Genomic DNA, 12,590 nt, shown 5'->3' on the forward strand with positions numbered 1-12,590 from the left:
ATTTTCGCTTTAAACTATATTGGGAAAAGAATATAATGTCAATTTTTATACAAATCTAAATAAAATCAAAAGTAATATAGGCGTTTGTTTAACTTATTAAACGTCTTACTTAATATGAGATGTCGTTTTTGGTTTTTAATTTGGCCAAACTGCTTGATATTATTTATTATTATTACATTTATGAATTAAATAACAATAATTTGAATTGGGACCTATTACATTTTTTTGACACTATAAACTTGTCTTATTTGGAACACAAGGCCTTATTGTTGAACAGAAAAGAAGTAAAATATATTGTGCCAATAGCATTAGTTGATTTGGTTTTAAATGATTGTAAAAACCAGTATGATCTATTAAAAATTGATGAGTTAACCACTTTTAATTATAGTACGAATTACTATGATACGGTTGATTTAAAACTCTATTTCAACCATCATAACGGGAGAGGGAATAGATTTAAAATTCGAGAGAGGAAATATGCCCAAATGGATCAAAAATACGTTGAGGTAAAAACCAAAACCAATAAAAACCAGACTATTAAATTTAGAAAACAAATTGAAAACTGGTCTGAATCGAAGGAGTTTATTCATGACCATACGTCTTTAATTGAATCCGATTTGCATCAAAGTTTGTGTTCTGAATACACAAGAATCACATTACTTCATAAACAAAGAATAGAAAAAGTAACATTGGACTTTAATTTGTCTTTCTTTGAAAAAGAAAAATCAATACGATATAATAATCTTGTAATTATTGAGGTGAAAGCTGAAAACAGTTCAACAATTTATTTTAACACCATAATGAAAAAATATAAAATCAGATCGGGTTCTCTAAGTAAATATTGTTTGGGATTAATAGCATTGAATCCTACTTTAAAGAAGAATAATTTTAAACTGATCTTCAACCAATTTATAAACGCAAATAACAATGGATAGTACATTTTTAGACCTCATAGTTAATTTATTAGGGTTTCGATATTTGTTGAATTTATTCACCGTTTTTATACTTTTTCGGTTTATATACTTTAAAAATTATAAAAAAACCGATTTGTTTTTAACCTTTTTCGGGTTCAATTCGATCATTTTTTTTATTTCATTTATGTTGAATAAAGTTGAGATAAGTACAGGCGCAGGCTTTGGCTTGTTTGCAGTTTTTTCGGTTTTGAGATATCGTACAGAAGGAATTGGAGCAAAAGACATGACCTATTTGTTTTTAAGTATTTCAATCGGTTTACTTACTGCAATTGGACCTTCAAACGGAATTGAAATCTCTCTGTTTTGTTTTCTAATTATTGCGTTAACTTATATTCTTGAAAATTCTCTTTGGGGCAAAAAAGAGGTTTCGAAAACCATCATTTATGACTCCCTTGATTTTATCAAACAATCGCAACAATCGGAATTAATGCAAGATTTAAAAAGTAAAACAGGTATTGAAATACATCGAATTTCGATTGACAATATTGACTATTTGAAGGATTCGTGTACCATTACAATTTACTATTATGAAAAGTAAAAAAAACGCTTTACTACTTGTAATACTAGTTTTTATAGTTATTCCTACATACCACGTATTGGCACAAACTTCAAAGTCAGATCCTAAGGATAATCAAGGATGGTATGGAGTTAAATTAAAATTGGATTTACCCAATGGCTGGGAAACGAACTTGGATTTTCAAACCAGATTTATCAATGACTTACAATTGTATAATGGCTCTTACAGTTCAATTGGAGTAACTAAAAAAATTAATAATACAATAGAGTTGCAATCAGATTATCGTTTGGCATTAGTGCAAAAGGGCACGTTTCATCGAATTAGTGTAGGTGGAGAAGCAACGAAAGAAATAGACCATTTCAAAATGGGTTTGCGATTGTTGATTCAAAATCAATTACAAGATTTTGAAGATGAATTAAAGTCAAATCAAAAAGAGGTTTATTGGCGTGCGCGCTTTGAAACAGATTATGCACCAACGGATCGGATTGATCTGTATATTTCTACCGAACCAATTATGAAATTTGGAGAAAATCGTTCTATTGACAATTGGAGAAACACGGCAGGTATAAAAATTCAAGTAGCCAATAGGACAAAACTAAACCTATTTTATATCTATCGTTTGGATTATGCAAAAGCTACCTACGACAGATTATTTCAAGTCTTTGGAGCGAATATAGAGTATACGCTAAAGATAAAAAAAGGACGTTCGTAACTACTAAAAACTTGCAATTTTAGAATCCATCCAAGCCAATCTATTGGTAAGATAGGTTTTTAATTCTGTTACACTGTTGTTATAATTATAATTGATGCCGGTCCATTTAGTGTAGTTTCTAATAATGGCATTATTATTTGTTAAATAGTTCGAGGTATTAGTAGTTAATTCTAAGACTTTTGGAGTACTTAATGTGTTTGTGCGTAATTCTGTCCATCGTGATTTTAATTCACTTCTAAATTGTGGATCTTCCATTAATCGTTTCCACCAAAAAGGAACCATCCAGGCATCATTGGTTACATAATTATTATAGTTAATTATCCAATCGTTAACAGGAACTCTACCACCAGTGCCATATCCAATGTTCAAATCCCAAATAGGCCCCATTTTTAACTTTCCACCCCGGGCTTTGTGCATATAAGTACTTAAACGATAACCGTCAATATTACCTGCCAATTCGTTGATAATAAAAAAATCAATAAAACTTTTTCGATCTATATAATTAGTATAGGTTCTGGTGTTCGTAGAGAAATTATCGGTTAGTAATGCGGTTTCAAAATCATTTACATAATTCTTTATATAGGCTTTTTGAGCAGCATTAATGGTTTCAGCTTTGGGATAATCGTAAACAAAATAAGTTTCTAAATATTTGTTGCTATGGTATGGAGCACCATACGCAGGAAAAGCAATTCGATTACGATTGATATCATAATTAGATCTAAAACTATTGAATTCTGTATAGCGACAATCATCATCCCAATTAGTATCATAATAAGAAAGGGGATGCGTTCCTAAAACATCACTTCCGGATGTTTTATCAATTTTTAAAATATAACCTCCAGTAATTTTTGCTGCGTCAGTATCAGCAGCTATTAATGATTCAATGTTGATTCTGTCTGGTCCTCTTTTTAATTTTTCCATCAAAACATAGATTCCAATATATACTCCGTTCAACTCTACTTCCACAAATTTTGAGCGGCTGGAATAATTACCCATATTGCGAAACAATTCATAGCCAAGATAATGGTACATTAACGTTCGGTCAAATATGGTATTCGGAGCCTGAAACACATCTCCGGTCAAAATCCAATCTTCCTCGGCGGGAAAACCTAAAATACTTACATCTTTCCCTTTTCCACTAGCATCTCGAGTTTCTATACCAAATGATTTTTTGTCGGAAATTCGATACGAAGTAGATCCTCTATATTCAATACCAATCGTGCTATTCAAAACCCTTTTTTGATTGATATAAATTTCCATTTCACCAGCAATTTTAGGTTCGTTTAAAACAGAAGAGATGGTTTTAATTTTAATATAAGGCAATTCACTATTTCCTATATCAATAGCTGAAACTAAAGGTTTTGTTTCTTGAGAATCAACAGGCTCATCTTTAGAACAGTTGATGAAAATCAGTACAAAAATTACTAAGAAAAAGTGTTTTATTTTAAGCATAGAATTATGGTATAAACCATAAAAGTATTAAAAATATTATCAATTGATAATTTGAAGTCTTTTATATTCAAAATGGAGTTGTTAATCTTTCTAAGTAATTCCGTATTGTAAATATAGTTTGTAACTTTGTGCACCGAAGAAAATGAATATGAAATATTTGGCCGTCTGTTTTTGTGCAACTTTTTTACTATTGACCTCTTGCAAAGAGGACAATCAGCAACTTGCTGGTGAAAATAAAAAAGCAGCTCAAAAAAAGGAAGTGATTTATAAGAATATCAGTAAAAGCTGGGATTTTTATGCGGCTCCAATTAACACCACTTCCGAACAAAGTGTTGCAAGTTGGACTGAATTTCGTCAATTCTTAGAAGAATTAGGTCAAAAACCCAGTAAAACGATTAGTGCATTTCAGAAAAAAGCAGCAGAGCTTTCCAAGAAAGTGGTGCTGCTCAATAATAACATACCCTATCAATTCCAACAACCACAAATCAAAAGTCGAATAGGCACTTTAATTACGAAAGTACGCGTACTGGATTTATTCATTCATTTGGATGCTATTCCGGATAAAAAAGTAGTTGTTTTGATTAGCGAAATCAATGCGGAGTTGGTTTCTTTGCAAAGGCAAATGGATAAAATTACCGAAAAAAGTAAAATTCCAGTTGAGGAAGGCGAATCAGATATGTTGAGAATGCTTGACACTACTAGAGCGATTCCAAATACAACCCTAGACCCTAATCTCCCACGCGTTGAGTAAAACTATCTATTCTATTTACGACAATTCGCCTAAAACGGAGCAAATTTCGACCCTTTTAGGGCAAAATAATACCGCAAAAATACAGCTGTCTGGATTGGTGGGATCTTCGATTTCATTTCTAATTCGCTCACTTTTTAAAAAATCAGAACTCCCTTTTGTATTGATTTTAAATGACAAAGAAGAAGCCGCTTATTTTTTGAACGATTTGGAACAAATGGTGGGCGACCAAGATGTATTGTTTTATCCCGCTTCTTTTCGACGCCCCTATCAAATAGAAGAAACTGACAATGTGAATGTGTTGCTTCGTGCCGAAGTTTTAAATCGCATCAACTCACGCAAAAAACCAGCTATTATTGTAAGTTATCCTGAAGCGCTTTTTGAAAAAGTGGTCACTCGAAAGGAATTGGATAAAAACACTTTGAAAGTCGCTGTGGGCGACCAAATTTCGATTGATTTTATCAATGAGGTACTGTTTGAATACGAATTCAAAAGAGTGGATTTTATAACAGAACCCGGCGAATTTTCGGTTCGAGGCGGTATCGTAGATGTGTTTTCGTTTTCCAATGATAATCCGTACCGAATCGAGTTTTTTGGCAACGAAGTAGACAGCATTAGAACCTTTGATGTGGCCACCCAATTGTCATTGGAACAACAAAAGAAAATTGCCATTATTCCAAATGTAGAAAATAAATTTTTACAGGAAAATCGCGAAAGTTTTTTAGACTATATTTCTGAAAAAACGGTCATTTGTATTCAAAATACCGAAGGATTATTAAGTCAATTGGACAAGCAATTTGCCAAGGCTGAAGAAGCGTTTGAAACACTATCTAAGGATATCAAACACGCCACGCCAGAGCAATTATTTTTGAATCAAGAACAATTTGTGAAACGCGCACTGAATTTTTCGGTGGTGGAATTGGATTCTAAGCCAATATTTAAAACGATCAAAAAGTTCGATTTTCATACGCAGCCGCAACCCTCTTTCAACAAACAATTTGATTTGTTGTTGAACAATTTGAACGACAATCATTTTAATGGTTACAAAAACTATTTGTTCTGTTCCAATGACAATCAAGCCAAGCGTTTTCATGATATTTTTGAAACCTTGGATGAGGCAAATTCAGAGAATATTCGTAAGCAATACAATACCGTTGTTTTGCCTTTGTACCAAGGATTTATTGACGAAGAAAATCAAATCACCTGCTATACCGATCATCAGATTTTTGAACGCTACCATAAATTCAGCATCAAAAATGGCTATTCCAAAAAGCAAAACATTACCCTGAAAGAGCTGACTTCACTTTCGGTAGGAGATTATGTAACGCATATCGATCACGGAATTGGAAAGTTTGGCGGTTTGCAGAAAATTCAAGTCGAAGGCAAAACACAAGAAGCGATTAAATTGGTGTATGCCGATAATGATATTGTGTATGTGAGTATTCACTCTTTGCACAAAATTTCAAGATACAATGGCAAAGACGGCACGCCTCCTAAAATTTATAAATTAGGGTCGAATGCTTGGAAAGTTTTAAAACAAAAAACCAAAGCGCGCGTCAAACATATTGCATTCAATTTGATTCAGCTTTATGCCAAAAGACGTTTGGAAAAAGGCTTTCAATATGCGCCGGATAGTTATTTGCAGAACGAATTAGAAAGTTCGTTTATCTACGAAGATACGCCGGACCAAATCAAATCGACTCAGGAAGTTAAAGCCGACATGGAAAGCGACCGACCTATGGATCGCTTGGTGTGTGGCGATGTAGGTTTTGGAAAAACAGAGGTGGCCATTCGTGCCGCTTTTAAGGCGGTGGATAACAGCAAACAAGTTGCTGTTTTGGTACCTACAACTATTTTGGCTTACCAACATTATCGCACTTTTTCGGAACGATTGAAAGACATGCCCGTTACAGTGGGTTATCTGAACCGATTTAGAACGGCCAAACAAAAAGCAGAAACCCTCAAGCAATTGGCCGAAGGGAAACTAGATATTGTTATTGGAACCCATCAGTTAGTAAACAAAAATGTGGTTTTTAAAGACCTTGGCTTATTGATTGTAGACGAGGAACAAAAATTTGGGGTAAACGTCAAAGACAAACTCAAAACAATCGCTGCCAATGTGGATACCTTGACGTTAACGGCTACACCTATTCCGAGAACCTTACAATTCTCGTTGATGGCTGCGCGTGATTTATCGGTAATCACTACGCCACCGCCGAATCGCTATCCTATTGAAACCAATGTGGTCGGCTTCAATGAAGAGTTGATTCGCGATGCGATTTCCTATGAAATTCAGCGCAACGGCCAAGTCTTTTTTATCAATAACCGCATAGAAAACATCAAAGAAATTGCTGGAATGATTCAGCGATTAGTGCCCAACGCCCGCGTAGGAATTGGCCACGGCCAAATGGAAGGCGCTAAACTTGAAGAACTGATGCTGGCTTTTATGAACGGCGAGTTTGATGTTTTGGTAGCGACTACCATTATTGAAAGTGGTTTGGATGTGCCGAATGCCAATACGATTTTTATCAACAATGCCAATAATTTTGGATTGTCTGATTTGCATCAAATGCGAGGTCGAGTAGGCCGAAGCAACAAAAAAGCGTTTTGCTATTTCATTTGTCCACCTTATTCTGCCATGACGGATGACGCTCGAAAACGAATTCAAGCCTTAGAACAATTTAGTGAACTAGGTAGCGGATTTAATATTGCTATGAAAGACTTGGAAATTCGTGGCGCAGGTGATTTGTTAGGAGGAGAACAAAGTGGTTTCATCAACGAAATTGGTTTTGACACCTATCAAAAAATTATGAATGAAGCTATCGAAGAGCTGAAGGAAAACGAATTCAAGGATCTGTATCCTGAGCAAAATGATATTGAAACCAAAGAATATGTCAAAGACTTGCAATTGGATACCGATTTTGAATTATTGTTCCCAGATGAATATATTAATACGGTTTCGGAACGATTGCTATTGTACAATGAGTTGGCTGACATCAAAGACGAAACATCACTTTTGGCCTATGAAAACAAATTGATTGACCGTTTTGGTCCGTTGCCAAAACAAGCGATTTCTTTATTGAGCAGCATGAAAATTAAATGGATTGCCACGCGATTAGGAATCGAAAAGCTGGTCATGAAACAAGGCAAAATGATTGGGTATTTTGTGTCTGATCAACAATCGAATTACTACCAATCAGGACGTTTTCATCAAGTATTACAGTTTGTGCAAAAGCAAAGTGCGTTGTGCAAAATGAAAGAAAAACAAACGCCTAACGGATTGCGATTGTTGTTAACTTTTGAAAACGTAAAATCAATTCGCAAAGCATTAGAGTTGATGGAATTGATGGACAAATAGTAAACAAAAAAAACCTCCAAATTTGGAGGCTTTTTTTGTTTAAAAAGGATTTAATTTTTCAAATCTTTAATTACTTTGAAAGCTACATCGACTTCATTTTCGCTTACTAATATGGTAAACTCATTCGAAGTTGAAATCACCTCATTGATAATAATTCCTTCCCAAGCCAAGCGTTGGAAAATGAAATAATATATTCCTGGAACTACAATATTTTCTTTGGGTAATTTCACCGTAATGGAAGCTAAATTTTCTAGTTTTTGAATTAATTTTTCGTTGGCAAAATGTTTGTCAACCAAATGATTCACGCTGCTACTTACTACGATATTCGTTTCATTCACCCCTCTTGACGAAGTATAAAAAATATCGGAATGACTATTAATATCTGTAATTAAATCAGCTTGTTTATTCAATACGCTTTCTGAAGCGGCAAAAGTATAATCGGTCAATTCAGAACGAACGGTAATTTCTCCGATATTTTTAATGACTTTATTGATTTTGTGGTTCAATTTAAAATCCAATTCTTCGGTCAATCTTTTTAAGGCCATTACAATGGCACCTTGTTTTACTTCTTTGCCAAATTCATTCTCTAATTCACTCATAATATTGCGAGAAAGAGACGTTAAATTGATAATTCCTAGTGACAGGGCATTTAGTAAAAAAGGTTTTGTTTTGATGTAATTTTCTACAATGGACGAAACAGTTTTCATAGTAGGTAGGGTTTAGTTGTTGTTTTAAAAATAGTAGTTAGGTTGTTGTAGTTGTGTTAAAAACCGCAGCAAATATAAATAAAAAAACAATTTGTTACAAATATAACATTAAAAAATATACTCAAAAATGAAAAAACGCGTCTGTAAGGTGTTCAATAACAAATTCTTGGTCTTTTTTACTAATAGCTATGATGTCAAATCGCACGTCTAGATCTAAATCGTTTTCGGTTACATAAGCATGAACTGCTTTTACTAATAATTGGATTTTTTTTGGCTTTACAAAGTCTTGTGGAAGACCAAATTCAATTGAAGATCGGGTTTTTACTTCTACAACAGCTAAGGTGTTGTTTTTTTGTGCCAAAATATCAATTTCAGCTTTTTGAAATACCCAATTGGTTTCCAAAATAGCATAACCATTTTTTTGAAGGTATTCGGCCGCTAGTTCTTCTCCAAGTTTTCCTAATTCGTTGTGTTCGGCCATATCAATGAAGATTAAATAGAGTTATTCAAACACCACAGTACTACAATTTTCAGTTACTTCAATTGTAGCAGTAGCGCCTAAAATCAAGGCTCTGTTGTCGTGAATGTGACCAGCAGGAAAGTTAAAAACCATAGGAATGTTATATTGTTTTGTCACATCTTGAACAATTTCAAGGGCATTTTTCCCCCAAGGGATATCGTTGTCTTTCATATCGGTCATAGAACCTACAATGATTCCTTTGAGACTTTCCAAACAACCGTTACGTTTCAAGTTCATCATCATACGATCAATATGGTACAGGTATTCGTCCAAATCTTCGATGTATAAAATTTTGTCTTTGCAATCAATAGCTGAGGGCGAACCCAATAAGCTATATAAGATAGATAAATTACCTCCTACTACTTCGCCAGTCGCTTTACCTAATCGGTTCATAGGATGCGGATCAATGGCATATTGTAAAGGTTGTCCAAATAAAGACAAACGCAAACTTTCAATCGCTTCCTTACTCGCTTTAGCAAGACTAATAGGCATAATGCCATGAATGGATTTGTAGCCCATCGTATTCAAATGGCTGTGTAAAACGGTAACATCGCTAAACCCTACCAACCATTTTGGAGATTTTTTAAACTGTGTGAAATCAATTAAATCGACTACTCTTACGGTGCCGTAACCCCCGCGAGCACACCAGATAGCTTTAATATTGGGATTGTCTAATTGTTCTTGTAAATCGGCAGCACGTTGTTCATCACTTCCGGCTAATTGATTTTCTTCTAAGCCAATACTTTTCCCAATAACAACGTTAAGGCCCCAACTTTCTAATAAATCAATAGTAGGCTGCATGCTTTTCACGATATGTTTTCGGGCAGTGGCTAAAATAGCAACAGTATCTCCTTTTTGTAAATAGGGTGGTGTAATCATAGTCGTTTGGGCTTGCATAGTGATAGAAAGTAAACTTATAATGAATAAGTAGAAAGTTTTTCTCATAAATGAAATCTGTTGTTCAACAGTATTTATTTTTAAACAAATATAGACAAATCCGAAATCACTTTTTATTTCCCTCCCAATTTCTTAGTTTTACTCCACCCATTAATTACTGTCCTAAATCCTATAGTTATGAGAATCTGCCCCATTCTTTGTAGTCTTCTGTTAGTGTCTTTGTCTTTAAAATCCTTTGGACAATCTAAAAAATTCCTAATTCATACAGTTGCGTTTTACAACTTTGAAAATTTGTTTGACACCATAAATGATCCTAACACATTTGATGAAGATTGGACACCAAAAGGTTCTCAACATTGGACTTTTGACAAATACCAAAACAAGTTAACCCATCTTGCTCGAGTTTTGGCAGAAATTGGCAGCTCAGAAAATCCAGAATCTCCAACCTTCATTGGCGGGTGCGAAATAGAAAATAGAGGCGTGTTAGAGGATCTAATCCAGCAACCCAACTTAGCGGATAAAACGTACGGCATTATCCATTTTGACTCTCCAGACAAAAGAGGGATTGATGTTGCTTTATTGTATCGGAAAAACTTTTTTCAGCCAACTTCCTATGCCAATATCCCATTGTATGTGTTCCAAGGAGAAGCAAAACCCAAGAATGAGACAGCTGAAAGCACGGATGATATTGAAATAGTCAGTCCCAAGAATAAAAGAGTGTATACACGAGATCAACTCTTGGTTACAGGATTTTTAGAGGGCGAAGAAATCCATCTGATTGTCAACCATTGGCCTTCTCGCTCAGGCGGAGAGCAACGATCGAGCCCCTTTCGGGAAGCGGCAGGAGCCTTAAATAGAAAAATAATGGATTCGCTACAGCAAATTAATCCCAATGCCAAAGTGATCACCATGGGTGATTTAAATGATGGGCCCTATAACAAAAGCGTAAAAATTGCTTTGGGCGCTAAGGACAAAAAAAGGGAAACTCCGCAATTTGGCATTTTCAATCCTTTTGAAGAAATGCAAAAAAGAGGGATGGGTACCATTGCACATCGCGATGCTTGGGATATTTTTGACCAAATAATGGTCTCAGAATCATTGTTGAAAAACGAGTATTCTTCTTGGCAATTCTGGAAAGCAGGAATTTACAATAAGTCTTTTTTAATTCAAAAATCGGGATCCTTCAAAGGATATCCTTTGCGACATTCGGCTACCGAAATTGGTTTTAGCGATCATTTTCCAGTCTATATTTATTTGATCAAAGAGAAAAATTAGCCAAGATATTTGACTAAATTTACGCTTTCAAAAATTAGACTATGGCTATTGCAAAACCGTTCAACCTGAATCAATGGATTGATGAAAACCGTCATTTATTGAAACCGCCAGTTGGGAATAAAAATGTATATACTGAATCGGGAGATTATATTGTTATGATCGTGGCGGGACCCAACGCCCGAAAAGATTACCATTATAACGAAACGGAAGAATTATTTTACCAATTAGAAGGCAGTATTACAGTAGTCATTCAGGAAGACGGAAAACGCAAAGAAATGAAATTGCAGGCCGGAGACATGTACTTGAATCCAGCTAAAATTCCCCATTCTCCAGTTCGTTCAGAGGGTTCCATAGGCTTGGTGATTGAGCGTAAAAGAGCCGGCTTAGGATTTACAGATGGTTTGCTTTGGCATTGTGATTCGTGCAATCACAAATTATACGAAGTCTATTTTGAGCTGCACAATATTGAGAAAGACTTCTTGTCTCATTTTGAACATTTCTACGGATCAGAAGCTTTGCGCACTTGTTCCAATTGTGGGACGGTTATGGATACCGATCCAAGATTTGTGGCTAAAAAATAATTTTAGTTTCTCCCTTTTTCATTAGGGTATAACATATCTAAATTTTCACTCTGCCAATAGTTTTTAGAATCCACATCCATAATAGTTAATGGACCTCTAAAAGCGGCTCCGGTATCAACATTCCAAACATTCGCCATTTGAACGGGAATAGTTTTTCCAATTCGCGATACGGGAGTATGTCCAATAAAAATTTCGTTATACAACCTAAGTCGTTTTGGATAAGCCAAATCAGTAGTTTTCATGTTTTTGTCCAAAGCCAAAGCAGTTTCCCAGAGGCTTCTATCCCAATAAAAAAGCTTTGGAAAATATTCAAAATCAACCCCATTCACATTGGTAAATCCGGCATGAATGAACAATCGATTTTGTTCGTCTAGATGGAAATCTACTAATGATTCTATGAAATGGATATGGGCAGCTAAAGTGGCAGCATCGCGATTTTGATAGGCCGTAACAGTAGCTTCTCCACCATGATCAAACCATTGCGGATTATCGGTTCCGTTTTTCAACCACTCCAACAGCAAATCATCATGATTGCCACGAATACAAACTATAGTATGTGTTGCTTTCATGGCAATTAGCGCGTCAATCACTTCAGGCGATTGGCTCCAACCATCGACATAATCTCCTAAAAAAATCAGTTTGTCATTTGGGCTGACTTTGGCTCTTTCTAGAATTTGATGTAGTGCACGCAAGCCACCATGAATATCGCCTATAACTAATGTTCTCATAAATTGGTATCTCCTACAAAAATAACACAAATCACTTTAATCTAAATCACACCACTTGTAACTAAATTGACTTAAAGTTAATCTTGGATTTTGCATCCCTTTTTTTATTTTACTTAGATTT

At 35.0% G+C, this 12,590-nt stretch carries 12 protein-coding genes; 7 read left to right on the forward strand and 5 right to left on the reverse strand.

Annotation, left to right across the window (positions count from 1 at the left end):
* The first annotated feature begins 269 nt into the window (after window positions 1-269).
* The 3 genes from LPC21_RS03205 to LPC21_RS03215 are packed head-to-tail and all read left to right on the forward strand — an operon-like array spanning window position 270 to window position 2,203.
* Entirely contained in the window at window positions 270-935 is a 666-nt protein-coding gene (locus LPC21_RS03205) for a polyphosphate polymerase domain-containing protein (protein WP_229318068.1), read from the forward strand.
* Entirely contained in the window at window positions 928-1,512 is a 585-nt protein-coding gene (locus LPC21_RS03210; RefSeq protein WP_229318069.1) for a DUF4956 domain-containing protein, read from the forward strand. Before LPC21_RS03205 ends, LPC21_RS03210 begins: the two co-directional genes overlap by 8 nt.
* Window positions 1,502-2,203 (forward strand): DUF2490 domain-containing protein, encoded by a 702-nt coding sequence (locus tag LPC21_RS03215; RefSeq protein WP_229318070.1) that lies wholly within the window; start codon window positions 1,502-1,504, stop codon window positions 2,201-2,203. Before LPC21_RS03210 ends, LPC21_RS03215 begins: the two co-directional genes overlap by 11 nt.
* 3 nt (window positions 2,204-2,206) lie before the next feature.
* On the opposite strand, the gene LPC21_RS03220 is transcribed toward LPC21_RS03215, so the two are convergent.
* A complete protein-coding gene (locus LPC21_RS03220) occupies window positions 2,207-3,655 on the reverse strand; it encodes a CotH kinase family protein (RefSeq protein ID WP_229318071.1) in 1,449 nt (482 codons plus the stop codon).
* 148 nt (window positions 3,656-3,803) lie between these two features.
* Here LPC21_RS03220 and LPC21_RS03225 point away from each other — a divergent pair, with 148 nt between their 5' ends.
* Window positions 3,804-4,406 (forward strand): hypothetical protein, encoded by a 603-nt coding sequence (locus LPC21_RS03225; protein ID WP_229318072.1) that lies wholly within the window; start codon window positions 3,804-3,806, stop codon window positions 4,404-4,406.
* On the forward strand, window positions 4,399-7,761 hold the full coding sequence (mfd, locus tag LPC21_RS03230) for a transcription-repair coupling factor (RefSeq protein ID WP_229318073.1): 3,363 nt from the start codon (window positions 4,399-4,401) through the stop codon (window positions 7,759-7,761). The genes LPC21_RS03225 and mfd overlap by 8 nt, the downstream gene beginning before the upstream one ends.
* Window positions 7,762-7,811: 50 nt before the next feature.
* Here mfd and LPC21_RS03235 read toward each other — a convergent pair whose 3' ends face one another.
* From LPC21_RS03235 to LPC21_RS03245, 3 genes are all read right to left on the reverse strand, one after another.
* Window positions 7,812-8,468, reverse strand: a complete 657-nt coding sequence (locus LPC21_RS03235) for an aspartate kinase (protein WP_229318074.1) — start codon at window positions 8,466-8,468, stop codon at window positions 7,812-7,814.
* A gap of 121 nt (window positions 8,469-8,589) precedes the next feature.
* Window positions 8,590-8,949 carry a YraN family protein gene (locus LPC21_RS03240; RefSeq protein ID WP_229318075.1) on the reverse strand — a complete coding sequence of 120 codons (360 nt, stop codon included), beginning with the start codon at window positions 8,947-8,949 and terminating at the stop codon, window positions 8,590-8,592.
* A gap of 21 nt (window positions 8,950-8,970) precedes the next feature.
* Entirely contained in the window at window positions 8,971-9,933 is a 963-nt protein-coding gene (locus tag LPC21_RS03245; RefSeq protein ID WP_420828060.1) for a S66 peptidase family protein, read from the reverse strand.
* Window positions 9,934-10,062: 129 nt separating this feature from the next.
* Here LPC21_RS03245 and LPC21_RS03250 point away from each other — a divergent pair, with 129 nt between their 5' ends.
* Both LPC21_RS03250 and LPC21_RS03255 read left to right on the forward strand, forming a co-directional pair.
* Window positions 10,063-11,160, forward strand: coding sequence for an endonuclease/exonuclease/phosphatase family protein (locus tag LPC21_RS03250; RefSeq protein WP_229318076.1), 1,098 nt, complete (start codon window positions 10,063-10,065; stop codon window positions 11,158-11,160).
* Between the two features lie 41 nt (window positions 11,161-11,201).
* Window positions 11,202-11,741, forward strand: a complete 540-nt coding sequence (locus tag LPC21_RS03255; protein WP_229318077.1) for a 3-hydroxyanthranilate 3,4-dioxygenase — start codon at window positions 11,202-11,204, stop codon at window positions 11,739-11,741.
* A 2-nt stretch (window positions 11,742-11,743) separates the two neighbouring features.
* Here the strand turns inward: LPC21_RS03255 and LPC21_RS03260 are convergent, their stop codons facing one another.
* Window positions 11,744-12,469 (reverse strand): metallophosphoesterase family protein, encoded by a 726-nt coding sequence (locus LPC21_RS03260; protein ID WP_229318078.1) that lies wholly within the window; start codon window positions 12,467-12,469, stop codon window positions 11,744-11,746.
* Window positions 12,470-12,590: the final 121 nt, after the last annotated feature.

The sequence above is a fragment of the Flavobacterium ammoniigenes genome (assembly GCF_020886055.1).
Lineage (GTDB): Bacteria > Bacteroidota > Bacteroidia > Flavobacteriales > Flavobacteriaceae > Flavobacterium > Flavobacterium ammoniigenes.